The organism is Phytopseudomonas flavescens (genome assembly GCF_900100535.1).
Taxonomy (GTDB): domain Bacteria; phylum Pseudomonadota; class Gammaproteobacteria; order Pseudomonadales; family Pseudomonadaceae; genus Aquipseudomonas; species Aquipseudomonas flavescens.
Genome location: NZ_FNDG01000034.1, coordinates 12,528 through 35,695, shown reverse-complemented (window position 1 = coordinate 35,695; position 23,168 = coordinate 12,528). Strand labels below are relative to the sequence as shown.

Sequence of the window (23,168 nt, the reverse complement as noted above, 5' to 3'; positions counted from 1 at the left end):
AAAAGACGGCGTTGGCCGCGCGCCCCGGTCCACCCTACGTAAAAATCAGGCACTGGGCCGGCCCACCAGGGCATAGGAACTGATGCTGATCTCGTGCTCGCGGGTCAGGTAGACCTGGCGCTCCAGACGATCACGCTGGAAGCGGCCTTCGCGCGACAGGCGCGAGAACCAGTAGAGCAGCTCGTCGGTGGCGCCTTCGGGCTCCTGTTCCAGCAGCCAGGTCATCAGGTCCGGCAGCGGCAGCGACTGCTCGCAGCGGTCGATCATTTCCCGTGCGGTTTTCGGTGCCCGCGGGCTGTCGCCCTTGCGCTTGCCGCTGGCCTTCGGGAAATGATTGGGCTTGGCCTCGAAGCGAGCCAGTGCATACACATAGGCCTCGACCTGGGACGCGCTGCCGAGGAAGTTGCTCTGCGGACGGGTGAACATCGGCATCGCAGCCTGCGGCACCGCCTCGATGCCCTTCTTGCGGATTACCGACAGGGCCAGCGCCGCACCGCGGGTCACGGCGTTGTGCCGGCGTGCCTCTTCGCGCAGCGGCAGCAGCAGCTCGCGGGCCTTGCGCAGGGTCAACTGGGCGGTGGTCTGCATTTCCAGGATGCGGGCGTGGGTGCGCAACAGCAGGTCATCGTCGACCAGTTGGCCGAGGCGCTGCTGTTCGCCGAGCAGCTTGAGCAGCACCTGCTCGACGCGGCGCACGCCCTGCTCGAAGGCGCCGTCGGCAGCGACCAGCTGGATCATCGGCTCGACGTACTCGTCCCAGGTGGCCAGCACTTCGGCATAACGCTGACGCAGCGGGATCTGCCGGTCGCTGGTCTTGGCCCGTTCGGCCACCCCCATCAGCGCCTGCTCATCGTTGCCGAGCTTCTTCAGCACGTCGCGCACGCGCATGTCGAGCAGGCGCAGTTGGCGGGCCAGGTCGTTGCCGTCACGCACTTCGAAAGCGTCCTGGATATAGCCGGCCAGGCGCTCGAGGTGGCGCAGGTAGGCTTCGATTTCCAGGCACAGGCCGAGGCGGTGCTCGCGGCGCAGGTAGGCGAGAAAGTCGTGAATCTGCGCGTTGAGCTCGAAACGGTTGGGGCTCTTGGCCACCGGCACCAGGATGTCCAGGCGGATCCACTGATCGAGCAGGGCGGTGACGTCCACCGCGGTGCTTTGCGGCGGCAACTGTGCGGTGAGCTGCTTGCGCAGCTCGACCAGGCTCAGGGTGCCGCTATCGAAGCTTTCGCAGAGCGGCTCGAGCAGTGCCCAGTGCTCGGCGAGGGCACGCAATACGCGTTTGGGGTCGATCATCGCGGGGCTGTCGCTCGATTTCGAAAAAACGCCGATTGTACGGGAAAGCGGCATGTCGCTGCATTGTCACGCGGCCGTCATCGCCGATGGGCATGCTCGGCGGCGAATAGCGTTGGACGCTGATCGGTTCGCGGCCTGAAATATCCGCAAATGGACAAAATATGCTCAGCGGCCTTTCGATCTGTGGCGGTTGTCGGCACAATTCGCGTCCGCTTTTTTCGGGAGGCTGGCGGGCTCCTGTTGGCCGACCTTTATTACGGACTGCGCAATGATCAAAACGCCGTACTACCTCATCGACAAACAGAAGCTGCTGGGCAATATGGAGAAGATCGCCTACGTGCGTGAACACTCCGGTGCCAAGGCGCTGCTGGCGCTCAAGTGCTTCGCCACCTGGTCGGTCTTCGACCTGATGCAGCAGTACATGGACGGCACCACATCAAGCTCGCTCTACGAGCTCAAGCTCGGTCGCCAGAAGTTCGCCGGCGAGACCCACGCCTACAGCGTGGCCTGGGCCGACGACGAGATCGATGAGATGCTGGCCAACTGCGACAAGATCATCTTCAACTCCATCGGCCAGCTCGAGCGCTTCGCCGAACAGTCCGAAGGCAAGGTGCGTGGCCTGCGCGTGAACCCTCAGGTGAGCAGCTCGGATTATCTGCTGGCCGACCCGGCGCGGCCGTTCAGCCGTCTGGGCGAGTGGGACCCGGCGAAGATCGAGGCGGTGATCGATCAGATCTCCGGCTTCATGTTCCACAACAACTGCGAGAACGGCGACTTCGGCCTGTTCGACACGATGCTTTCGCACATCGAAGAGCGCTTCGGCCACCTGCTGCACAAGGTCGAGTGGGTCAGCCTCGGTGGCGGCATTCATTTCACCGGCGAAGGTTATGCACTGGACGCCTTCTGCGCGCGCCTCAAGGCGTTCTCCGAGAAGTACGGCGTGCAGGTCTATCTGGAACCAGGCGAAGCGGCCATCACCGGCAGCGCATCGCTGGAAGTCAGCGTGCTCGACACGCTCTACAACGGCAAGCACCTGGCTGTGGTCGACAGCTCCATCGAAGCGCACATGCTCGACCTGCTGATCTATCGCCTCAACGCCAAGCTGGCGCCCAGCGAGGGTGAGCACACCTACATGGTGTGCGGTAAATCCTGCCTGGCCGGCGATATCTTCGGCGAGTACCCGTTCGCCAAGCCCCTGCAGATCGGCGACCGCCTGTCGTTCGTCGACGCGGCGGGCTACACCATGGTCAAGAAGAACTGGTTCAACGGCCTGAAGATGCCGGCCATCGCGGTCAAGCAGCTCGACGGCAGTGTCGAGGTGGTGCGCGAGTTCGGTTTCGAGGATTACCTGTCGAGCCTTAGCTGACGTGCAGGGTGGACCACGCTGTTTTGTCCCCCCTGCAATCGCCGCACGGTGGAGGGATGAGGCGCTGTCCACCCCGCAGCCTGACTAGCAGGGTGGGTGATGCTTTTTCATCGACCGTGTTAACCGCGTAACGGTGGATGGGTAAAGCGTCATCCACCCTACGGACAAGACGTCTTTAACAACGCAGTACCCTGGAGGTGGAAACAATTGAAGAAGAACGTTCTTATCATTGGTGCAGGAGGTGTCGCCAAGGTGGTGGCCCACAAGTGCGCGCAGCACAACGACGAACTCGGTCGTATTGCCATCGCGTCACGGAACATCTCCAAATGCCAGGCCATCATCGACAGCGTGCATGCCAAGGGCAGCCTGAAACAGGCGGCCGAGATCAAGGCGTTCGCGCTGGACGCACTGGATATCGAGGCGACCAAGACGCTGATCCGCGAGACCGAATCGCAGATCGTCATCAACGTCGGTTCCGCTTTCCTCAACATGTCGGTGCTGCGTGCCTGCATCGATAGCGGCGTTGCCTATCTGGACACCGCGATTCACGAAGAACCGGGCAAGATCTGCGAAACCCCGCCCTGGTACGGCAACTACGAGTGGAAACACCTCGAGGAATGCCGGCAGAACAACGTCACCGCCATTCTCGGCGTAGGCTTCGACCCGGGTGTGGTCAACGCCTATGCGGCACTGGCCCAGCAACGGTATTTCGACCGGATTGATTCGATCGACATTCTCGACGTCAATGCCGGTTCCCATGGCAAGTATTTCGCCACCAATTTCGACCCGGAAATCAATTTCCGCGAATTCACCGGGCAGGTGTACAGCTGGCAGAACAGCCAGTGGACGACCAACAGCATGTTCGAGGTCAAACGTACCGATGATCTGCCCGTCGTCGGCGAGCAGAACCTGTACCTGACCGGTCACGATGAAGTGCACTCGATCTCCAAGAACCTGAACGTGCCCAACGTGCGTTTCTGGATGAGCTTCGGCGAGCACTACATCAACGTATTCACCGTACTGAAGAACCTTGGTCTGCTCTCCGAGCAACCGTTAACCACGGCAGAAGGCCTGCAAGTCGTGCCGCTGAAAGTGGTCAAGGCCGTGCTGCCCGATCCCGCCTCGCTGGCGCCGGGCTACACCGGCAAGACCTGCATCGGTGACCTGGTCAACGGCAGCAAGGATGGCCAGCCGCGCGAAGTGTTCATCTACAACGTGGCCGACCACGAAGAAGCCTACGCCGAGACCGACAGCCAGGGCATCTCCTACACCGCAGGTGTACCACCGGTGGCCGCCGCCCTGTTGGTCGCCCGTGGCGAGTGGGACGTGCAGCGCATGGTCAACGTCGAAGAGCTTCCCGCCGAGCCGTTCCTCAAGGCGCTGGACGTGATGGGCCTGCCGACGCGCATCAAGGATGAGCAGGGCGACCGTCCGTGGGACCAGTCCCTGTAAGACACGCTTGCACCATCGCTGCAAAAAAGGATCGCCTCGGCGATCCTTTTTCGTTTGCGGTCCGTGCATGTCAGACCGTCACCACCCCCAGCAGCACCGCCGAGGCCAGCATGATCAGGCTGATGCCCCAGGCCCACAGCACGGTGTAACGGATGTGCTTGTACAGCTCGACACCGGCCAGGCCGATGGCCAGGTACACGCTGGGCACCACCGGGCTGACGCCGAAGCCGGTGTTTTCGCCGATCAGCATGGCACTGGCCACGGCTGCCGGGTCGACGCCAGCGGCCACGGATACGTCGCGGATCACCGGCAGCAGGGCGAAGTAGTAGGCATCCGGCGAGAACAGCATGCCCAGCGGCACGCCGAACGCGCCGATGATCACGTGAATCCAGTTGGCCGAGCCTTCGGGCAGCACGTTGATCATCCAGTGGGCCATGCCGTCGGACATGCCGGCGCCGGCCAGTACCCCGAGCAGGATGCCGGCAGCGAGCATCACCAGGGCCATTTGCATGGCATCGGTGGCGTGGGCGCGCAGGGCGCGGTTCTGTTCGTCCAGGCTTGGATAGTTGAGCAGCAGCGCCACGCCCAGGCCGACCATGAAGCAGGCGAACAGCGGGAAGGCGCCGGTGAACAGGCAGGCCAGAATGCCCGCGGTCAGCGCCAGGTTGGCCCAGTAGCGCCAGGTATGGGGGGCCAGCATCTGCGAGGTGTCGATTTGTGGCGCATCGGCCGGTTCGCTGTCGGCGATCACGCCACCGCTGGCGGCGAAGCTGCGTTGCGCGCGCAGGCCGAGAAATACCGCCAGGGCCACGACCAGGGCGAGGCCGATGGCCTGGATCGGGATCAGCGATAGCCACAGTTGCGAGGCATCCAGCCCGGACACCGCGGCAGCGCGCGTGGTGGTGCCGCCCCAGGGCACCATGTTCATCACCCCGGCGCTGAGCACCACCAGGCACAGCAGCATCTGCCGGCTCATGCCCAGACGCAGGTACAGCGGCAGCAGGGCGGGAATCACCAGCAGAAAGGTGGCGGCGCCGATGCCGTCCAGGTGAGTGACCGCCGTCACCGCGACGGTCACGATGGCGACCGCCAGCGGGCGACCCTTGGTGCTCTTGAGCAGGAAACGCACCAGCGGGTCGAACAGACCGCGATCACGCATGATGCCGAAATACAGGATGGCGAAGATGAACAGCGTGGCGGTCGGCGCCACGGTCTTCAGGCCCTCGGTGACGAAGGTGCCGATTTGCGCAGGCGCGAAACCGGCCAGCAGGCAGGCGATGACCGGTAGGGTGACGAAGGCCACCAACGGGGTGATGCGGCGCATCAGGATCAGGATGACGATGGCGAACATCAGGGTGAAGCCGAGTGCGGTGATCATGACGATCTCTCCGGTTTTATTATTGTTGGAGTCGCGAGGCTGGCGTTGCGTGAGCTCAGGTGGGCATGGGCAGCTTCAGGTCGAGCAGGGCATAGCTCAGGCTCTTGCCGTGACGGTCGATGCCGGGGCTGGCGTTGACGCCGCCCTCCAGGGCGTTTTCCACCACGAAGTTGAGGCCGCCCAGGTTCGGCAACTCATAACGGCGCACGCTGCCGATCCGGCGATGTGCCAGGCAGCCCGCCACGCGCTCGCTGGTCAGCTCGGCGGCCAGCCAGGCGTAATGCGCCGGGTCGTAGGCGAACACCGCCACGCTGAGGATGTTGCCCTTGTCACCTGCGCGGGCGTGGGCGTAGTCGCATAGCACTACCGTCTCGCTCATCAGAACCACTCCACTTGTTGCTGCACCGCGGTGCGTGGGATGAAGAAACTCGCCGTGCCCAGGGATTCGCTCAGGTGCCGGCGCACACCGCCGCCGCCCGCCGGGCCGTTGGTGTAGAGCGACTCGGCGTCGAGCAGAAGGTTTTCCAGCAGCGCCTTGTCGTGGTCGACGAAGCTGATGCGCAGGCGCACATCCTGCGGGTCCGCTGCGTCGGCCAGGCGCTGCTGCAGCCACTCGCCCCGGGCGTCGTTGAACAGGCTGGCGACCCCAATCAAGTCGATCCAGGGCGTGAGCCGCGGCGCCAGGCGGGCGCAGCGCTGCAGCAGGATGTCCCGGGCCAGGGCGGCGCGGGCCAGGGCACCAGGGCCGGCATAGGAGATCTCCGCCTCGGCGAACCAGTTGCCACGCAGGCCGACCAGCCCTTTCAGTTCGGCCGGGCGTGGATGACCGCGTATGCCTTCGACCTCTACACGATCAGGACCGACCTGCCGAATTGTTGCCTGGCTCAGGTCGAGGGTCACGTCCGGGGTCAGGTAGGCAGCGGGGTCATGGACTTCATAGAGCAACTGCTCCTTGACCGTGCGTTCGCTGACGCAGCCACCGGTGCCGGCGGCTTTGCCGATGGTCACACGGCCGTCGGCCTGGACGCTGGCGATCGGGCAACCGACGTTGGCCAGATCCGGCACATCCTTGAGGCCCGGATGGGCGAAGTAGCCGCCGCTGACCTGGGTGCAGCATTCCAGCAAATGGCCAACCGCAGTGGCCAGGGCAATGCGGTCCCAATCCTCGGCCTGCCAGCCGAAGGCATGGCGTAGCGGGCCAACCGCCAGGCTCGGGTCGGCCACGCGCCCGCACAGGACGATGTCGGCGCCTTCGTCGAGGGCCTGGGCGATGCCATCGGCACCGGTGTAGACGTTGACCGACACCACCTCGCCGTCGAGCGTCTCGGGCAGCCAGCGTCGTAGCGCCTCGCCCGACTCGAGCAGGTCGTCACCCAGTACGCAGGCGATTCGCGCCGCTGCGAAGCGGCCAGCCTGCAGTTGCTTGCGCAGGCGCCGGGCCGCAGCGCTGGGATTGGCCGCGCCGCCATTGGTGATGATCGGGATGCCGGCAGCCAGGCAGATCTCCAGCACCGGCTCGAGAAAGTCGAATAGCCGGGTGGCGTAGCCGCTTTCTGCGTCGGCCAGGCGACGCAACTGCGCCTCGGCCAGGGTGCGTTCGGCGAGCAGTTCGAAGAACAGGAAGCGCCGGCCGTCGCGAGCGGCCAGATCGCTCGCCAGTGCCAGGGCGGCATCGGGTCTATCGTTGGCGAAGCCTGCCCCGCAACCGATATGGACTGTTGTCATCATTGTTGATCCAGGTCGAGGTCTGCGGAAAGGGTGCGGCTTCCTGATTTAGTTGTGAATTCGAAATGTGATATCAATTGATAAGTTAATTTTATAAAAGCAGTGGCCATGGATATCAGCTTTCGCCAGCTTCACGCCTTCGTGCTGATCGCCGAGCAGCGCAGCTTCAGTCGCGCTGCCGAGCAGATCCATCTGTCGCAACCGGCTCTGAGCTACAGCCTGCGCAAGCTCGAGGAGGCGCTGGGGCTGTCGCTGTTCGCGCGCAACACCCGCAGCGTGGAGCTGACCGAGGCCGGGGTGCGTTTTCTCGAACAGGCCCGCCGCTTGCTGCGCGACATGCACAACGCGGTGCATGACGCCCACGAACAGTTGCATCTGCAGAGCGGTTCGCTGCGCATCGCGGTGCTGCCCTCGGTCGCCATCGAGCCGCTGCCCCGGGTGCTGGTCGACTATCGCCAGCGCTATCCGGGTATCGACATCAGCCTGCGCGATGGTCGTGCCGGGGAAATCCGCCAGTGGGTGAGCAACGCGGAAGTGGACTTCGCCATCACCTCGGTGGCGGACGAGCCCGGTGTGCTGGATTTTCAGCCCCTCTACGACGACAGCCTGGTGCTGCTGGTGCGAGGCCTGGCCAGGTTGCATGGCGAAAGACTGGTGGCTGCCCTGCGGGATCTCGACTACGTGGCCACCACCCGGGATACCAGCCTGCGTACCATGGCCGACCAGACCCTCGAACGCATGGGCCTGCTGCGCGATCCTGCGTGGGAGGTCGCCTACCTGAGCAGCGCTGCCGCCTTGGCGCGAGCAGGGCTGGGCTATGCCTTGCTGCCGGCGAGCGTGGCGGGCACCTTCAACGCCGATGGCAGCCTGTCTGTCCATCCGCTACCGGCTGCACCGGCCCGTGGTATTGGCGTGCTGCAGCGCAAACCCTGCTACCTGAGCCCACCGGCCCAGGCGTTCGTCAGCCTGCTCAAGCAGCACGCTGACGCGCCTGCATAGTGGGCGAGCGGTTCGACTTGAAGGACGAGTACCTGGCGGCCCGTTCATCGATCATGTAGAGCACTTGCTGCTGGCAATGGGTTGCTCATACGATGACTGACCACAATAAGCACAACATAAAGGCCACCCGACCATGTCCAAGCCGCTCCTGCTTGCCGCTGCGCTGACCTCGGCACTTGCCGCGCCGGTTCACGCCGCCACCACGTTCGCTTATATCTCCAGTCCCAACGACGGCCTGATTTCCCAGTACCGGCTGGACGAAAGCACCGGTGCCATCGCGCTCGTCGAGCAGACGAAGGCGGGGGACAAGGTCAACCCTATGGCCCTCTCACCTGACGGCAGCACGCTGTTCGCCGCACAACGCGTCGCACCGTTCACCGTGCTGGTGTACCGCATCGATGGCAAAACCGGCCACCTGCACAAGCGCGGCCAGGCGCCGTTGGCCGATAGCCTGGCGTACCTGTCGACCGACCGCAGCGGGCGCTTCCTGATGGGCGCGTCCTATGGCGGTGCGGTACTCACCGTTCAGGCCATCGATGCCGAGCAGCGTGTGTCGGAACAGACCGAGGTGTACAAGACCGGCCCGTTCGCCCACTCGATCCGCAGCGACATCAGCGATCGCTTCGTCTACGCCGGCAACCTGGGCGTCGACAAGGTGCTGCAGTTCAGCCAGAACAAGCAAACCGGCGCGCTGACGCCCATCGGTGCGGGCTTCGCCAGCACCGCCGCGAAGACCGGCCCACGGCATATCGCCTTCTCACCCAATGGCAAGTTCCTCTATGTGGTCGGCGAACTCAGCGGCAGCGTCACCGGCTATGCCATCGACCCCGACACTGGTGCGTTGAAGGAAGTCAGCCTTGCCGAAGGCGTTCCCGAGAGTCTGGGCCTGGCGCGGGGCGAGGCGCGCAGCGCGGCCAACAACGACCTCAAGGATGACCCAACGCCGCGTATCTGGGCGGCCGACATTCGCCTGTCGCCAGACGGCACGCTGCTGTACATCACCGAGCGCACCACCAGTTCGGTGTCGGCTTTCAAGGTCGATCCGCAGAGCGGTGGCCTGAGCTTCATCGGCAACTACCCGCTCGAGGAAAAGCAGCCACGCAACATCGCTTTCTTCCCGAGCGGCAAGTGGCTACTGGTGACCGGTGAGAAAAGCCAGGCCGTGGGCAGCTACGCGATTGGCGAGAACGGTAGCCTCAAGCGGGTCGACGAGGCGCCAGCAGGTGATGGCGCCTTGTGGATCGAGATCCTGCAGCGGCCCTGATCACAGGGCCAGGCAAGGGCGCCTCGGTGATCCTTTGGATCATTGGGGCTACCCGCAGCAGACGATTCACGCGACAATCAGCGCCCTCGAAATCGAAGTACCGGGTACCTGACGTTTGAACACCGAGCTGCGCCGCCGCGCCTATCTGGATGCCATGCAAGTGGCCAGTTGGCTGCCCCGTGTCGAACTGCCGTTCGCGGCACCTTCGCGGCCCGAGCTGCTGGTGTCTTTCGAGCCAGAGCCGGAGCCTGAAGCGGTCGCGGCACCTCCGCCGCAGGCCAAGGCACCGGCAGCCGCAGCAGTGGCGGCACCCGCAGGCAACGAAGTGGTTCGCGAGCGGCCACGCATCGAGGTGCCCAAACCCGGTTCTGCAGCCAGGGCCAGTGAGCCCGCTGCGACTGCTGAAGTCAGTGCGCCGCCGCGCCGAGAGCGGCCGGCGCCACCGCCGCGTTTCGCTCTGCAGTTGTTGCGCGCCGGCAGCTGTGCGCTGCTGGTCGAACTGCCCACGGGCGAGCCGTTCCAGAGCCGCGATCCGGCCTACCTGCTGCTCAAGGACCTGTTGCGTGCCGCCGGCCTGCCGGACGCCCCGCAGATCATTGGCGAGCCGGTGCGCTGGCCCCTGCTGGTGCGCGGCACTATGGATCAGGGGCCGCAGGCTGCCCTGGACTTCGTGCAGAGCTTCATCGGCGCACGGCTGGAGGAGCAGGAGCCCTGCGCCTGCCTGTGGCTGATCGGCCTGCCAGCGATTCGTTTCGCCGGTGACGCCGACGCCGAGGCCTACAACCGCGAGCTGCAGGTCGAGGAGCTGGGCGCCGCCTGGGCTCTGCCGGGCCTGGAGCTGCTGATGGACGAGCCCCTGCGCAAGCGCGAGCTGTGGCAGGCCATGCAGCGGGTGCGTCGGCGCTGGCTCGAGGCGTCGACATGAGTGACGCGATCTCCTTCCGCCGCGCCACCGAGGCGGACATCGACGCCGTGCTGAAGATCGAATACGCCGCCTTCAGTCATCCCTGGACGCGCGGCATTTTCCTCGACAGCCTGAAATCATACGAAGTCTGGCTGATGTTCGAAGGTGGCCAGCAGGTCGGCCACGGGGTGATCAACGTGATCATCGACGAGGCGCACCTGCTCAATATTACCGTCAAGCCGGAAAGCCAGGGCCGCGGATTGGGCCTGCGCCTGCTCGAACATCTGATGGAGCGCGCCGCTCAGCTCAAGGCGGGGGAATGCTTTCTCGAAGTGCGCTCCAGCAACCAGGCGGCCTACCGCCTGTACGAGCGCTACGGCTTCAACGAGATCGGCCGGCGCCGCGATTACTACCCGGCCCCGGGGGGCCGCGAAGACGCCCTGGTGATGGCCTGCACCCTGGTCGAGTGAGCTACTTGCGGCACGCCGGCTGGCCCGGCTCGCGCTCATCATCGACCAGGCTCAGGTCGTATTCATCCGATAGGGGGGCGCCTGCATGGCGTCACGCTGGTCATCGGCCTCGCTTGTATCACCGCTCGGCTCGCGGGCCGCATCGGCTTCGCGCATGCTCGGCACAAGCTCTTGCACACGGTCCCGGAGAATGGGGGGCTCGTTGATCAGTGGCACATGGTTTTCCGGCTGTTTGTCCGTCATGACGACCTCCAGATCCGTCGATGGCTGTTGTCAGTGGACGGCCCCGCCGGCCGAAAGATTCAGCGTTTCGTGTGCCGTGTTGCCGTCCGCGCCGCATGCGCCGGGGTGGCAATCGCCTTGCCAAAAAGGCTGACGCCTCCGTATGGTGCGTGTCGATCTTCCCGCGAGCCACCGGCATGAGCGACCTTAAACACCTGTTCGACAACAATCGGCGCTGGGCTGAAAACATCACCCACGACGACCCGGACTTCTTTCCCCGCCTGGCTCGTCAGCAGACGCCGGAGTATCTGTGGATCGGCTGTTCGGACGCCCGCGTGCCGGCCAACGATATCGTCGGGCTGCTGCCCGGTGAACTGTTCGTGCACCGCAATGTGGCGAACGTCGTGCTGCATACCGACCTCAACTGCCTGTCGGTGATCCAGTACGCGGTCGACGTGCTCAAGGTCAAACATATCCTGGTCACTGGCCACTACGGTTGTGGCGGCGTGCGCGCGGCGATGCACGACACGCAGTTCGGACTCATCGATGGCTGGCTGCGCAACATCCGTGACCTCTACTACGAGCAGCACGAGCACCTGGCCGCGCTGGGCGACGAAGAGGCGCGCGTCGACCGTCTGTGCGAACTGAACGTGATGAAGCAAGTGGCCAACGTCAGTCGTACCAGCATCGTCCAGAATGCCTGGCACCGTGGCCAGCCGCTGTCCGTGCACGGCTGTATCTACGGCCTCAAGGACGGGCGCTGGAAGGACCTCGACGTGACCGTCAGCGCTGCCGCGCAACTGCCCGAACAGTACCGTCTGCGCCCACCACAGTCATGAGTGCGAGCGTATCCTCACGCCAGCTGGCGATCGCCGGTGTGCTGGTGGCGGTACTGTGCTGGGCGGGCAATGCCTTGGTGGCGCGGGCCTTCGCGGGGGAGATCCCGCCCCTGGCCCTGGCGTTCTGGCGCTGGAGCCTGGCCCTTTTCATCGTCTTGCCGTTCGTGGTGTCGCCACTCTGGCGTCATCGTGCCGCGCTGCGGCATGCCGGCTGGCGCTTGCTGGTCATCGCCGCTTTCGGTATCGCCGGCTACAACGCCTTCCTGTACAGCGCCGCGCAGACCACCGCGGCGATCAACATCACCCTGGTCAACACCTGCATTCCGCTGGTGACCTTCCTGTTCGCCGGGCTGCTGCTTGGCGAATGGCCGTCGATGAGGGCGTGGTGGGGCATGGCCCTGGCAGTGCTGGGGCTGCTGGTACTGATCTGCCGTGGTGACTGGCAGACCCTGGTCGGGCTGGCATTCAACCGTGGCGACCTGATCATGCTGCTGGCGGTGATCGACTGGGCGCTCTATACCGTGCTGCTGCGCCGCTGGGCGGCGTACCTGGCACCGATCCCGGCGCTGGCGCTGCTGGGCGTCTTCATGCTCCTCGGCGTGCCGCTGATCCTGCCGCTTTATCTGTACGAACTGGCCAACGGTGCCCAACTGCTGGCGACTCCCGCCAATCTGGCCGCCATCGCCTACACCGCGGTGTTCGCTTCGCTGGTGGCTTATCTGGGCTGGAACCAGGGCGTCAAGGTGCTCGGCGCATCGACGGCGGCCATGGGCAATTACCTGATGCCGGTGTTCACCGCGATCCTTGGCTGGATCCTGCTGGGCGAGGCCCTGCAACGCTTCCACTGGCTGGGCGGCGCGATGATCTTCGCCGGCCTGCTTCTGGCGACGTTGCCCACATCTGTGCAGCGGGCGTCGGTCTGACGCGGTACGTTCTGGGCCTGTCAGGTGAGGGTTGCTGGTGCGCATTGGCACTCGCCAGGCACGGCGACACGCTGCCCGCTTCGAGCGGCAAGTCCAGGCATACGGTCGGCGGCGAGCGTTTGCTGGCCCGGTGCGCGCAGCCCCTTGAGCCGCGGGTGCAGGGCCAATCTGCGGCACTGGAAAACTTTGCACGATATTCCGCGGTCTATGTCGCTGGCTGGCGTGCGTCCTCGCAGGCGAAGCCGTAACCGGCACGAAGGCGAATCACTTGCTAGTGTCATGTCATCAGCGGAAGGATGGAGCGTGGGTTAATGGACGACTCGCACATCTCCCAAGCGTTCGGTAAAGCCCCAGTCACCTCGCTGACGAGGGCTCTGGCCGCTGGGCGCAATGCCCGCAGGGCGGGGCTGGCACTGCTGGTGCTGGTGCTCTGCCTGGGGGGCTGTGCCCGCAACCAGGATAACCGCGCCTTCCTCAGCAACAGCGCGCCCGCGGCCCCCAGCGAACTGTTCCAGACCCATTCCGACCGCCTCGCCACCATTGGCATGCGCAACAACCTGAACAGCCTCTATCGCCTGATGGCCAAGCTCTACCAGCGTAACCCGCGGGAATGGCGCAAGAGCGGCCTGGGTGATCGCGAGGCCGCGCAGCGTGCGGTGCAGCAGGCGGTCGAGCAGGGCAGGCCGCTGCCCTCGCTGGCCGGCCGCCAGGATATCGCCGCCCTCAGCTACGCGCTGAGTCCGGAGTTCCAGGGGGACAGGGTCGGCGCGTTCATCTACGCCATCGGCAGCATGCTGGTGACCGCCCATGGCGGCAGCACCCAGTTCTACATCACCGATACCATCGATGCGCAGTTCGTGCACAACGCCGCGCGCAATATCGAGACGGCCACCTGGCTGCTGGCGACCCGGCGTGATGCCCAGGGCAATCCGCTGCTGTTGTCCAACGAGCTGTCCGAGCAGGGGCGCAATCTGAGCTTCGCCGTGGAGTTCGGCAAGATCGTCGCACGCCTGGATTACCTCAGCGACGTGCTCGACGAGCGTTATCGGCGTATCGGCGTGAACTACGCCCACAGCCTGATGTTCCTGAACTTCCTGCCGGTGCAGTGAGCGCTCGGGCAGTCAGACTTTCCTGACGAACTCGGACTTCAGCTTCATCGCGCCGATACCGTCGATCTTGCAGTCGATGTCATGGTCACCGTCGACCAGGCGAATGCCCTTGACCTTGGTACCGACCTTGACCACCAGCGACGAGCCCTTGACCTTGAGGTCCTTGATCACGGTGATGGTGTCACCGTCCTGCAGCACATTGCCGACCGAATCCTTGATCACCTTGATGTCATCGGCCGTTTCGCTGGCATTGGCCGACCACTCGTGGGCGCATTCCGGGCAGACCAGTTGGGTACCGTCTTCGTAGGTGTATTCGGAGTTGCAGGCGGGGCAGGGGGGCAGCGTGCTCACGGTGGATCCTTCTGAGACCGATGATAAAAAGGCCGCAGATTATATAGGGTTTTGGCGACTGCCGGTGGATCGCCGTTCAGGCATCCGGCAGCAGCGCCTCGGCTTCGATTTCGATCAGCCACTCTGGCTCCGACAGGCCGGTGACCACGATCCAGGATGTTGCAGGAGGTCGCTCGGGGAAGAACTTGCGCAACGCATCGACGATACAGGCCTGCTCTTCACGGGCCGCCGCAGCGATATAGATGCGCAGCACCAGCACGGTCTCCATGCTGCCGCCGGCGTGCTCGAGAATCTTGCGAACGTTGTCCAGGGCCGCGTGGGTCTGACTGGCCAGGTCCTTGCCAACCAGATGCTCCTGAGCATCCACCCCGATCTGGCCGGACAGGTGAATGCGCCGTTCGCCCTGGCTGATCACTGCCTGGCTGAAACCATATTGCAGGGTGTCGAATACCGAGTCCGGGTTCAGTGTGTGCCTGTGCATCGATACCTCCATGGCCAGAAAAACGGCCAGGCAGTCTAGGGCAGGTTGCACCATCGGCTAACTCGGGAGTGTTGCCAGTTGTACGATGCAGGTGTGGATAACCCGAACTCATGCGGCATTCGGTACCTCCAACCGTTAGCAGTCGCTTGATCCGCGGGGCGGGCGGCTGCATCTGCCAATGATTCACCGGGGCGCGAGCGGGCGGTCCGGCATAGCCAGTGGAGGCGCTATGTTTTTACCCAAGATCGAGGGTGTCAGCCTGTTTCAGGTGATGAAAAAGACGGTAAGTGACTTCATCGAGGACGAACTGCCCACCTACGCGTCGGCCCTGGCCTTCCAGATGTTCTTTTCGTTGTTTCCCTTTCTGTTGTTCCTGGTCGCCCTGATCAGCCTGCTGGACATGCAGCCGTTCTTCGACTGGTTGCGGCAACAGGCCGAACTGGTGCTGCCACTCTCCACGGTCGAGCTGGTCAATCCCGTCATCGATCAGTTGCAGACCCAGAAGGCCGGTCTGTTCTCGATCGGTATCGTGGTGGCGCTGTGGACGGCTTCCTCGGCGGTGCGCTCGACCATGGACGCGATGAACAAGGCCTATGGCGTGAAGGAAGGCCGCAAGCCCTGGAAGCGCATCCCCCTGTCGCTGCTTTATACCATCGGCATCGCCGCCGCCCTGCTCACGGCTGCCGCGCTGATGGTGCTCGGCCCGCAAGTGATGAACTGGCTGGCACAGCAGGTCGGCATCGAACAGGTCGTGGTCATCCTGTGGAACTGGCTGCGCTGGCCGGTGGCGATTGCCTTGCTGATGATCGTCGTGGCAGTGGTCTACTTCGTGGCGCCGGACGTCGAGCAACGTTTTCGCTTCATCACGCCGGGGTCGGTGCTGGCGGTGGTGGTGTGGATCGCCGCTTCGCTGGGTTTCGCTTACTACGCGCAGAATTTCGCCAACTACAACGCCACCTACGGCAGCATCGGCGCGATCATCGTTTTCCTGCTGTACCTGCATATCTCCTGTGCGGTGCTGCTGTTCGGTGCCGAGCTGAATGCGGTCATCGAGCATCTTTCCAGAGAAGGCAAGGAGCCGGGAGACAAGGAAATCCTCCCGGAGAACGAGCCCGCTACCTGATGGCGGGCTGTGCCGCCGGCCAATTCAGTTGCCCGCTGGCGCTGAAGCGCCGGGTACCGAACAGGCCACCGGCGAGCTTGCCACGCAACTGATACGGCAGGCTCTGGCCGGGCTGGTGACCGCCGGCGCCCCAGGCCTGGCGCAACACCGAATAGGCTGAGATGGTCACCGGCACACGGATCACCGTTTCGCCGAAGCGCGGCACCTGGCCGCTCTGGTCGCTGACGCCACGAGCCATGGGCTGCTCATTGATGTCCAGCTGCAGGGCCACGCCGTTGAAATCGATGGCCTTGTCATTGGGGTTCTGCACCCGCAGTCTCACCGCGAAACGCGCCTCCAGCCCTTCTCCGGCGAGCGGTTCGAGGCCGACCAGGTCGATGTGTAACGGATCGTCCGGAACGAGACTGCTGCAGGCACTCAGGGCAATCACGAGCGAGGCGAGCAGCAGGCTGCGCAGGTAGATAACAGACATGGTGGCTTCCGCTGGCAGTGGGCTTGTGGTTCAGACCGTGCGCCAAGGCTCAATACTCCGACGAATGCTCGGCCGCATGGTTGAACCGCGTCACGGCCCGGTCCCGGCAGATGGGCGGGCCTGCCGCAGCCGCCTCGGCCGATCAGTGCTGATCGCCGGCCGTCAGGCACGCCGCAGCGCAGGGCTATGGCGCAGCATGTCGATCAGGGCGTCCACCATCGTCTCGGCCTGAGCGCCGATGTCATAGCTGTCGGGAGTCAGCAACCAGTGGGCTTGCAGGCCGTCGATGTAGGCGTGCAGGCAGATCGCCGCACGTGCGCAATCCAGGTCGTCAGGCAACTGGCCCCTGTTCACTGCATTGCATAATGCTTTTGCAATCCGCAGGTCGCAGTCTTGGCTGAATGCTTGCATTTGTTGGCGCAGGTCGCCGAGGTCGTCGGAGTACTCGCATTTGTGCTGAAGGATTTCGGTAATGCGCCGGCTCTGTGGGTCCTGCACCAGGCGTTGCAGCAGGTGTACCAGCAAGTAGCGCATGTTGCCCAGTGGGTCGGGTTCGTCTTCACTGCGACAAGCCAGCGACAGTTCATCGAGCGGTAGCCGGAGGCGGTCGAACATGGCCTGGAACACATCGACCTTGTTCTGGAAGTGCCAGTAGATGGCGCCCCGAGTCACACCGGCCGCGGTCGCGATATCGGCCAACGAGGTGCTGGATACCCCTTTGGCATAGAACACCCGCTCGGCTGCATCAAGGATGTGCGCTCGGGTTTCTTCAGCTTCCGCTTTGGTGCGTCTGGCCATCTGGGCAGGTCCCGCGTATTGGGAAATGGATGAAAACCCTTATCCTGGGTTTCAGGCAGATCACAATGTTACACAAAAGATGCGTTTACAAACATTCTCGGATGTAAGTATATTCGCACTCTATACCCCAGTATCCACCTCGGCTATCTGCCAGGTACCGCCCGTGCGGCTCGAATCAATATGAAAATGAGGTCCTTTCAGATGCAGAAGAAGCCAGCCTTCGCCGCTATGGTTTCCGCTATCGCTCTGGCCACGCTGACGCTCGCTGGTTGCAGTGAGGAAGCCGCACCGCCAGCGCAGCAGGCGCCCACCGTTGGCATCGTCACCCTGCAGGCCGAGCCCTACACGCTGACCACCGAACTGCCGGGCCGCACCGCCGCCTTCCGTATCGCCGAAGTGCGTCCGCAGGTCGATGGCATCATCCAGAAGCGTCTGTTCCAGGAAGGTTCTGAAGTCAAGGCTGGCCAGCAGCTGTACCAGATAGATGCGTCGGTCTATGAAGCCGCTGCCAAGAGCGCCCAGGCGACCCTGGCTTCGGCCAAGTCGCTGGCCGAGCGCTACAAGGACCTGGTCGCTGACCAGGCCGTGAGTCGGCAGGCCTACGACGAAGCCCAGGCGGCCCGCCTGCAGGCAGAGGCCGCGCTTGAGCAGGCGCGCATCAACGTGCGCTACACCAAGGTGATGGCCCCTATCTCCGGTCGCGTCGGTCGTTCCGCGGTTACCGAGGGGGCACTGGTCAGCAACGGTCAGACCAACGCCATGGCGACCATCCAGCAGCTCGATCCGATCTACGTCGACGTGACCCAGCCGGCCAAGGATCTGCTGCGCCTGCGCCGCGAGCTGGAGAGCGGCAAGCTGCAGAAGGTCGGTGACAACGCCGCCAGAGTCCAGTTGCGCCTCGAAGACGGCAGCAACTACGAGCATGAAGGCACCCTGGAATTCTCCGAGGTATCGGTCGACGAAGGCACCGGTTCGGTCACCCTGCGCGCCATGTTCCCCAACCCCGATCACAACCTGCTGCCCGGCATGTTCGTGCATGCGCGTCTGGCTGCCGGCGTGAACCAGCAAGCCATCCTCGCACCGCAGCAAGGCGTCACCCGCAACTCCAAGGGGGAGCCAACCGCCCTGGTGGTCAACGCCGAGAACAAGGTCGAACTGCGTCAGCTCAAGGCCGAGCGCACCGCCGGCAACCGCTGGTTGATCCTCGAAGGCCTGAACCCGGGCGACAAGCTGATAACCGAAGGTCTGCAGTTCGTGCAGCCAGGCGCCGAGGTGAAGACCACCGAGGCGAAGAACGTGGCAGATCCTCAGCAGGCGTCGGCTTCCGACCAGGCTGACAACCGCTAAGGAGCGATTTCACGATGTCGAATTTCTTCATCGACAGGCCCATCTTCGCCTGGGTGATCGCGCTGGTGATCATGCTGGCGGGCGGTCTGTCCATCCTCAAATTGCCGGTCAACCAGTACCCGAGCATCGCGGCCCCGGCCGTGAGCATCCAGGTCAACTACCCCGGTGCGTCCGCACAGACCGTGCAGGACACCGTGGTCCAGGTGATCGAGCAGCAAATGAACGGTATCGACGGGCTGCGTTACATCAGCTCGGCGAGCAACTCCGACGGCAGCATGGAGATCACCGTCACCTTCAACCAGGGCACCAATCCGGATATCGCCCAGGTCCAGGTCCAGAACAAGCTGCAGCTGGCGACGCCGCTGCTGCCTCAGGAAGTGCAACAGCAGGGCCTGCGCGTCACCAAGGCCGTGAAGAACTTCCTGCTGGTCATCGGGGTGGTGTCCACCGACGGCAGCATGACCAACCAGGATCTCTCAAACTACATTGTCGCCAACATGCAGGATCCGATCTCGCGTACGGCGGGCGTCGGTGACTTCCAGGTGTTCGGTGCCCAGTACGCCATGCGTATCTGGCTGGATCCGGCCAAGCTCAACAACTTCCAGCTGACCCCGAGCGATGTGCGTAGCGCAGTCGAAGCGCAGAACGTGCAGATCTCCTCCGGCCAGTTCGGCGGCCTGCCGGCCGGGCCGGGCCAACAGCTCAACGCCACCATCATCGGCAAGACCCGCCTGCAGACCCCGGAGCAGTTCCGCGAGATTCTGCTCAAGGTCAACCGTGACGGTTCCCAGGTGCGTCTTGGCGATGTCGCCAGGGTCGAGCTGGGCGGCGAGAACTACAACATCCGCGCCCAGTTCAACGGTAACCCGGCATCTGGCCTGGCGATCAAGCTGGCCACCGGGGCCAACGCCCTGGATACCGCCAAGGCGATCCGCGCGACCATCGACGAGCTCAAACCGTTCTTCCCGGCCGGGATGGAAGTGGTCATGCCGTACGACTCCACCCCCGTGGTGCAGGAGTCCATTCACGGCGTGATCATGACCCTGATCGAAGCTTTCGTGCTGGTCTTCCTGGTCATGTACCTGTTCCTGCAGAACTTCCGTGCCACCCTGATCCCGACCCTCGCCGTACCGGTGGTGCTGCTGGGTACCTTCGGCGTGCTCGCGGTATTCGGCTACAGCATCAACACCCTGACCATGTTCGCCATGATCCTGGCCATCGGCCTGCTGGTGGACGATGCCATCGTGGTGGTGGAGAACGTCGAGCGGGTCATGCGCGAGGAGGGGCTCTCGCCACTCGAAGCGACGCGCAAATCCATGGGGCAGATCCAGGGCGCGCTGGTGGGCATCGGCGTGGTGCTGTCGGCGGTACTGCTGCCGATGGCCTTCTTCGGCGGCTCGGTGGGAGTGATCTACCGGCAGTTCTCCATCACCATCGTTTCGGCCATGGTGCTCTCGGTGATCCTCGCCCTGATCTTCACCCCGGCGCTGTGCGCCACCATGCTCAAGCCCATCGCCAAGGGCGATCATCACGAGAAGCGCGGCTTCTTCGGCTGGTTCAACCGTACCTTCGAGCGCAGCGTCAACGGCTACGAGCGTGGCGTGCGCGGTGTGATCAAGCGCAAGGCGCCATTCCTGATCATCTATGTGGTGATCGTCGCGGTCGCGGGCTGGCTGTTCACCCTGATTCCCTCGGCGTTCCTGCCCGAGGAGGACCAGGGCGTGCTGTTCGCTCAGGTACAGACTCCGTCGGGCTCCAGCGCCGAGCGTACCCAGGCGGTGGTCGACGACATGCGCAAGTACCTGCTCGACGACGAGAAGGACGTGGTCAACTCGGTGTTCACCGTAACCGGCTTTAACTTCGCTGGCCGTGGCCAGAGTTCGGGTATGGCGTTCATCATGCTCAAGCCGTGGTCCGAGCGTACCGCTGCCGGTACCAGCGTTGCCGAGTTGGCGCAGCGTGCCCAGGGGCGCTTCTTCGGCGGTGAGTTCCGCGATGCCATGGTCTTCGCCTTCGCTCCGCCAGCGGTCATGGAGCTGGGTAACGCCACCGGTTTCAACCTGTTCCTGCAGGATCGCGCTGGCGTTGGCCAGGCCACCTTGAACGAGGCCCGTGACAAGTTCCTGCAACTGGCCAACCAGAGCCCTGTGTTATCCAGCGTGCGGGCCAACGGCCTGCTCGACGAACCGCAGTACAAGCTGCTGATCGACGACGAGAAGGTGCGCACCCTGGGTGTCTCCCTGTCCGACGTCAACAGCACCTTGCAGATCGGCTGGGGCGGCAGTTACGTCAACGACTTCATTGATCGCGGCCGGGTCAAGAAGGTCTATCTGCAGGGTGAAAGCGACGCTCGGATGAACCCCGAAGACCTGGACAAATGGCACGTACGCAACGACCAGGGCCAGATGGTGCCGTTCAGTGCCTTCGCCACCGGCGAATGGACCTACGGGTCGCCCAAGCTGTCGCGCTACAACGGGGTGAGCGCCATCGAGATTCTCGGTGCGCCGGCGCCAGGCCACAGCTCGGGTGAAGCGATGGCCGAAGTCGAGCGTATCGCTGCCGAACTGCCGCAGGGTGTCGGTTTCGACTGGACCGGGCAGTCCTACGAGGAGCGTCTGGCGGGTTCGCAAACACTGGCCCTCTATGCGCTGTCGCTGCTGGTGGTGTTCCTCTGCCTGGCGGCACTGTACGAAAGCTGGTCGATTCCGTTCTCGGTGATATTGGTGGTTCCGCTGGGTATCCTCGGTGCGTTGCTGTTCACCCTGGGGCGCGGCCTGTCCAACGACGTGTTCTTCCAGGTGGGCCTGATCACCACCATCGGCCTGTCGGCGCGTAACGCGATTCTCATCGTCGAGTTCGCCAAGTCGCTGCACGAGCAGGGCAAGAGCCACATCGAAGCGGCAGTGGAAGCGTGCCGCATGCGTCTGCGTCCGATCATCATGACCTCGCTGGCGTTCATCCTCGGTGTGGTACCGCTGGCGATTTCCAGCGGCGCCGGTGCCGGTAGCAAGCATGCCATCGGCACAGGCGTGATCGGCGGCATGATCACCGCTGCGGTCCTGGCGATCTTCTGGATTCCGCTGTTCTATGTGCTGGTCAGCTCGATGTTCAAGGACAAGAGCGTCAAAGAAACCAACGAGAAGGAGGCCGTCCAGTGAGGCAGTCCCTGTTGTCTCTCGCAGTCGCGGGCATCGTGCTCAGCGGCTGCACCATGATCCCCGACTACCAGCGCCCGGATACCTCGGTAGAAGCGGCCTGGCCCCAGGGCCAGGCGTACGCGGGCAGCAACGTGCAGGGCTCGGTCGCCGCGGCCGATCTCGGCTGGCGCGAGTTCCTGCGTGACCCGGCGCTGCAGCGCCTGGTGGAAACCGCACTGAACAACAACCGCGACCTGCGCGTCGCCGCCTTGAACGTCGACGCTTACCGTGCCCAATACCGCATCCAGCGTTCCGAGCTGTTCCCCACCATCTCGGCCGATGGCAGCGGTACCCGTCAGCGTACGCCAGCCGATCTGTCGCAGACCGGCCGCTCCACCGTTGGCGGGCAGTACAGCGCCAGCGTCGGTGTGAGTGCCTGGGAAGTGGACTTCTTCGGTCGCCTGCGCAGCCTCAACGAGCAGACCCTGCAGCAGTACTTCGCCACCGAAGAAGCACAGCGCAGTACGCAGATCAGCCTGATTGCCAGTGTGGCCAACGCCTACCTGACCCTGCAGGCCGACGAAGCGCTGCTGAAGCTGACCCGCGACACACTGGGTACCTTCCAGCGCAGCCTGGAACTGACCCAGCGCAGCTTCGACGTCGGCGTGACCGATGCCTTGTCCCTGAGCCAGGCGCGCACCTCGGTGCAGACCGCCCAGGCCAACCTGGCGCAATACACCCGCCAGGTAGCCCAGGACCGCAATGCCCTGGGCGTACTGCTCGGTGGTGCCGTGCCGGCCGACTTGCCGCAAGGCGAGGGCCTGGACAAGCAACTGCTGGCCGATGTCCCGGCCGGCCTGCCGTCCGATCTGCTGCAACGCCGCCCAGACGTGCTGCAGGCCGAGCGCGAGCTGCTCGCCGCCAATGCCAGCATCGGTGCCGCGCGTGCCGCGTTCTTCCCGAGCATCAGCCTGACCGCCAATGCCGGCACCGCCAGCAGCCAGCTGTCGGGTCTGTTCGATGGTGGTTCGGGTACCTGGCTGTTCCAGCCGCAGATCAACCTGCCGATCTTCACGGCGGGGCGTCTGCGCGCCAACCTGGACTATGCCGAGATCCAGAAGAACATCCAGGTGGCGACCTACGAGAAGGCGATCCAGACCGCCTTCCAGGAAGTTTCCGATGGTCTTGCGGCGCGCGGTACCTTCGAGGAGCAGTTGCAGGCGCAGCGCGGCCTGGTGGCGACCTCCGAGAACTACTACGACCTCGCCGATCGCCGCTTCCGCACCGGGGTGGACAGCTACCTGACCCTGCTCGATGCCCAGCGCCAGCTGTTCAGCGCGCAGCAGGAGCTGATCGGTGTACGCCTGTCGCAGCTCACCAGCGAGATCGACCTCTACAAGGCGCTCGGTGGTGGCTGGAACGAACGCACCCAGACGACCCCCGCACCTGCACCCGCCGCCCCGCAGTCCTGATCGACAGCGGCAAGGCAAGAAAAAGCCCCGGAATTCCGGGGCTTTT

The 23,168-nt window shown here is 64.1% G+C and carries 22 protein-coding genes; 13 read left to right on the top strand and 9 right to left on the bottom strand.

Going from position 1 to position 23,168, the window contains the following annotated elements; translation table 11 throughout:
* Window positions 1–45: 45 nt before the first annotated feature.
* Complete coding sequence (mksB, locus tag BLR94_RS26330; RefSeq protein ID WP_084308869.1) at window positions 46–1,290, bottom strand: Mks condensin complex protein MksB; 1,245 nt, start codon at window positions 1,288–1,290, stop codon at window positions 46–48.
* Between the two features lie 268 nt (window positions 1,291–1,558).
* Here mksB and BLR94_RS26325 point away from each other — a divergent pair, with 268 nt between their 5' ends.
* Together BLR94_RS26325 and BLR94_RS26320 are read left to right on the top strand one after the other, a co-directional pair.
* Window positions 1,559–2,656 carry a carboxynorspermidine decarboxylase gene (locus BLR94_RS26325; RefSeq protein WP_084308868.1) on the top strand — a complete coding sequence of 366 codons (1,098 nt, stop codon included), beginning with the start codon at window positions 1,559–1,561 and terminating at the stop codon, window positions 2,654–2,656.
* A gap of 207 nt (window positions 2,657–2,863) precedes the next feature.
* Window positions 2,864–4,108 (top strand): saccharopine dehydrogenase family protein, encoded by a 1,245-nt coding sequence (locus BLR94_RS26320; RefSeq protein WP_084308867.1) that lies wholly within the window; start codon window positions 2,864–2,866, stop codon window positions 4,106–4,108.
* A gap of 70 nt (window positions 4,109–4,178) precedes the next feature.
* Here BLR94_RS26320 and BLR94_RS26315 read toward each other — a convergent pair whose 3' ends face one another.
* From BLR94_RS26315 to BLR94_RS26305, 3 genes are read right to left on the bottom strand one after another with little or no spacing between them, the layout of a single operon-like run.
* Complete coding sequence (locus tag BLR94_RS26315; protein WP_084308866.1) at window positions 4,179–5,486, bottom strand: CitMHS family transporter; 1,308 nt, start codon at window positions 5,484–5,486, stop codon at window positions 4,179–4,181.
* A 55-nt stretch (window positions 5,487–5,541) separates the two neighbouring features.
* A complete protein-coding gene (locus BLR94_RS26310; RefSeq protein WP_084308865.1) occupies window positions 5,542–5,865 on the bottom strand; it encodes an AtuA-related protein in 324 nt (107 codons plus the stop codon).
* Entirely contained in the window at window positions 5,865–7,214 is a 1,350-nt protein-coding gene (locus BLR94_RS26305; protein WP_084308864.1) for an acyclic terpene utilization AtuA family protein, read from the bottom strand. The genes BLR94_RS26310 and BLR94_RS26305 overlap by 1 nt, the downstream gene beginning before the upstream one ends.
* Window positions 7,215–7,319: 105 nt before the next feature.
* On the opposite strand from BLR94_RS26305, the gene BLR94_RS26300 reads away from it, so the two are divergent.
* From BLR94_RS26300 to rimI, 4 genes are all read left to right on the top strand, one after another.
* Window positions 7,320–8,210: a LysR family transcriptional regulator gene (locus tag BLR94_RS26300; RefSeq protein ID WP_084308863.1), complete on the top strand. Its 891-nt coding sequence runs from the start codon at window positions 7,320–7,322 to the stop codon at window positions 8,208–8,210.
* Between the two features lie 133 nt (window positions 8,211–8,343).
* Complete coding sequence (locus BLR94_RS26295) at window positions 8,344–9,474, top strand: lactonase family protein (protein WP_084308862.1); 1,131 nt, start codon at window positions 8,344–8,346, stop codon at window positions 9,472–9,474.
* 115 nt (window positions 9,475–9,589) lie between these two features.
* On the top strand, window positions 9,590–10,399 hold the full coding sequence (locus BLR94_RS26290) for an energy transducer TonB (RefSeq protein ID WP_090423777.1): 810 nt from the start codon (window positions 9,590–9,592) through the stop codon (window positions 10,397–10,399).
* Complete coding sequence (gene rimI, locus BLR94_RS26285; RefSeq protein ID WP_042556182.1) at window positions 10,396–10,848, top strand: ribosomal protein S18-alanine N-acetyltransferase; 453 nt, start codon at window positions 10,396–10,398, stop codon at window positions 10,846–10,848. Before BLR94_RS26290 ends, rimI begins: the two co-directional genes overlap by 4 nt.
* 51 nt (window positions 10,849–10,899) lie before the next feature.
* Here the strand turns inward: rimI and BLR94_RS26280 are convergent, their stop codons facing one another.
* Window positions 10,900–11,091: a hypothetical protein gene (locus BLR94_RS26280; protein ID WP_084308861.1), complete on the bottom strand. Its 192-nt coding sequence runs from the start codon at window positions 11,089–11,091 to the stop codon at window positions 10,900–10,902.
* Between the two features lie 176 nt (window positions 11,092–11,267).
* On the opposite strand from BLR94_RS26280, the gene can reads away from it, so the two are divergent.
* The 3 genes from can (at window position 11,268) to BLR94_RS26265 (ending at window position 13,941) form a co-directional block, all read left to right on the top strand.
* Window positions 11,268–11,909: a carbonate dehydratase gene (can, locus tag BLR94_RS26275; RefSeq protein ID WP_084308860.1), complete on the top strand. Its 642-nt coding sequence runs from the start codon at window positions 11,268–11,270 to the stop codon at window positions 11,907–11,909.
* Window positions 11,906–12,832, top strand: coding sequence for a DMT family transporter (locus tag BLR94_RS26270; protein WP_084308859.1), 927 nt, complete (start codon window positions 11,906–11,908; stop codon window positions 12,830–12,832). Before can ends, BLR94_RS26270 begins: the two co-directional genes overlap by 4 nt.
* 311 nt (window positions 12,833–13,143) lie before the next feature.
* Window positions 13,144–13,941 carry a hypothetical protein gene (locus BLR94_RS26265; RefSeq protein ID WP_244158270.1) on the top strand — a complete coding sequence of 266 codons (798 nt, stop codon included), beginning with the start codon at window positions 13,144–13,146 and terminating at the stop codon, window positions 13,939–13,941.
* A gap of 12 nt (window positions 13,942–13,953) precedes the next feature.
* Here the strand turns inward: BLR94_RS26265 and BLR94_RS26260 are convergent, their stop codons facing one another.
* Together BLR94_RS26260 and BLR94_RS26255 are read right to left on the bottom strand one after the other, a co-directional pair.
* Entirely contained in the window at window positions 13,954–14,292 is a 339-nt protein-coding gene (locus BLR94_RS26260) for a zinc ribbon domain-containing protein YjdM (protein WP_084308858.1), read from the bottom strand.
* Window positions 14,293–14,368: 76 nt separating this feature from the next.
* Window positions 14,369–14,773, bottom strand: a complete 405-nt coding sequence (locus BLR94_RS26255) for a RidA family protein (protein WP_084308877.1) — start codon at window positions 14,771–14,773, stop codon at window positions 14,369–14,371.
* A 229-nt stretch (window positions 14,774–15,002) separates the two neighbouring features.
* Here BLR94_RS26255 and BLR94_RS26250 point away from each other — a divergent pair, with 229 nt between their 5' ends.
* Window positions 15,003–15,896: a YihY/virulence factor BrkB family protein gene (locus BLR94_RS26250; protein ID WP_084308857.1), complete on the top strand. Its 894-nt coding sequence runs from the start codon at window positions 15,003–15,005 to the stop codon at window positions 15,894–15,896.
* Here BLR94_RS26250 and BLR94_RS26245 read toward each other — a convergent pair.
* Window positions 15,889–16,368: an LEA/WHy family protein gene (locus BLR94_RS26245; protein ID WP_084308856.1), complete on the bottom strand. Its 480-nt coding sequence runs from the start codon at window positions 16,366–16,368 to the stop codon at window positions 15,889–15,891. The two genes, BLR94_RS26250 and BLR94_RS26245, sit on opposite strands and share 8 nt — an antisense overlap.
* 162 nt (window positions 16,369–16,530) lie before the next feature.
* Window positions 16,531–17,166 (bottom strand): TetR family transcriptional regulator, encoded by a 636-nt coding sequence (locus BLR94_RS26240; protein WP_084308855.1) that lies wholly within the window; start codon window positions 17,164–17,166, stop codon window positions 16,531–16,533.
* Window positions 17,167–17,367: 201 nt separating this feature from the next.
* Here BLR94_RS26240 and BLR94_RS26235 point away from each other — a divergent pair, with 201 nt between their 5' ends.
* From BLR94_RS26235 to BLR94_RS26225, 3 genes are read left to right on the top strand one after another with little or no spacing between them, the layout of a single operon-like run.
* A complete protein-coding gene (locus BLR94_RS26235) occupies window positions 17,368–18,513 on the top strand; it encodes an efflux RND transporter periplasmic adaptor subunit (protein WP_139207521.1) in 1,146 nt (381 codons plus the stop codon).
* Window positions 18,514–18,527: 14 nt separating this feature from the next.
* Entirely contained in the window at window positions 18,528–21,671 is a 3,144-nt protein-coding gene (locus tag BLR94_RS26230; RefSeq protein WP_084308853.1) for an efflux RND transporter permease subunit, read from the top strand.
* Complete coding sequence (locus BLR94_RS26225) at window positions 21,668–23,122, top strand: AdeC/AdeK/OprM family multidrug efflux complex outer membrane factor (protein WP_084308852.1); 1,455 nt, start codon at window positions 21,668–21,670, stop codon at window positions 23,120–23,122. The genes BLR94_RS26230 and BLR94_RS26225 overlap by 4 nt, the downstream gene beginning before the upstream one ends.
* The last annotated feature ends 46 nt before the right edge of the window (window positions 23,123–23,168 follow it).

Coding starts and splice junctions, on each gene's coding strand:
- BLR94_RS26310 (WP_084308865.1), bottom strand. CDS start 5,865: ATGAGCGAGACGGTAGTGCTATGCGACTACGCCCACGCCCGCGCAGGT.
- BLR94_RS26240 (WP_084308855.1), bottom strand. CDS start 17,166: ATGGCCAGACGCACCAAAGCGGAAGCTGAAGAAACCCGAGCGCACATC.
- BLR94_RS26250 (WP_084308857.1), top strand. CDS start 15,003: ATGTTTTTACCCAAGATCGAGGGTGTCAGCCTGTTTCAGGTGATGAAA.
- BLR94_RS26265 (WP_244158270.1), top strand. CDS start 13,144: ATGGACGACTCGCACATCTCCCAAGCGTTCGGTAAAGCCCCAGTCACC.
- BLR94_RS26235 (WP_139207521.1), top strand. CDS start 17,368: ATGCAGAAGAAGCCAGCCTTCGCCGCTATGGTTTCCGCTATCGCTCTG.
- BLR94_RS26270 (WP_084308859.1), top strand. CDS start 11,906: ATGAGTGCGAGCGTATCCTCACGCCAGCTGGCGATCGCCGGTGTGCTG.
- BLR94_RS26325 (WP_084308868.1), top strand. CDS start 1,559: ATGATCAAAACGCCGTACTACCTCATCGACAAACAGAAGCTGCTGGGC.
- BLR94_RS26255 (WP_084308877.1), bottom strand. CDS start 14,773: ATGCACAGGCACACACTGAACCCGGACTCGGTATTCGACACCCTGCAA.
- BLR94_RS26305 (WP_084308864.1), bottom strand. CDS start 7,214: ATGATGACAACAGTCCATATCGGTTGCGGGGCAGGCTTCGCCAACGAT.
- rimI (WP_042556182.1), top strand. CDS start 10,396: ATGAGTGACGCGATCTCCTTCCGCCGCGCCACCGAGGCGGACATCGAC.
- BLR94_RS26245 (WP_084308856.1), bottom strand. CDS start 16,368: ATGTCTGTTATCTACCTGCGCAGCCTGCTGCTCGCCTCGCTCGTGATT.
- BLR94_RS26295 (WP_084308862.1), top strand. CDS start 8,344: ATGTCCAAGCCGCTCCTGCTTGCCGCTGCGCTGACCTCGGCACTTGCC.
- BLR94_RS26300 (WP_084308863.1), top strand. CDS start 7,320: ATGGATATCAGCTTTCGCCAGCTTCACGCCTTCGTGCTGATCGCCGAG.
- BLR94_RS26280 (WP_084308861.1), bottom strand. CDS start 11,091: ATGACGGACAAACAGCCGGAAAACCATGTGCCACTGATCAACGAGCCC.
- BLR94_RS26230 (WP_084308853.1), top strand. CDS start 18,528: ATGTCGAATTTCTTCATCGACAGGCCCATCTTCGCCTGGGTGATCGCG.
- can (WP_084308860.1), top strand. CDS start 11,268: ATGAGCGACCTTAAACACCTGTTCGACAACAATCGGCGCTGGGCTGAA.
- mksB (WP_084308869.1), bottom strand. CDS start 1,290: ATGATCGACCCCAAACGCGTATTGCGTGCCCTCGCCGAGCACTGGGCA.
- BLR94_RS26315 (WP_084308866.1), bottom strand. CDS start 5,486: ATGATCACCGCACTCGGCTTCACCCTGATGTTCGCCATCGTCATCCTG.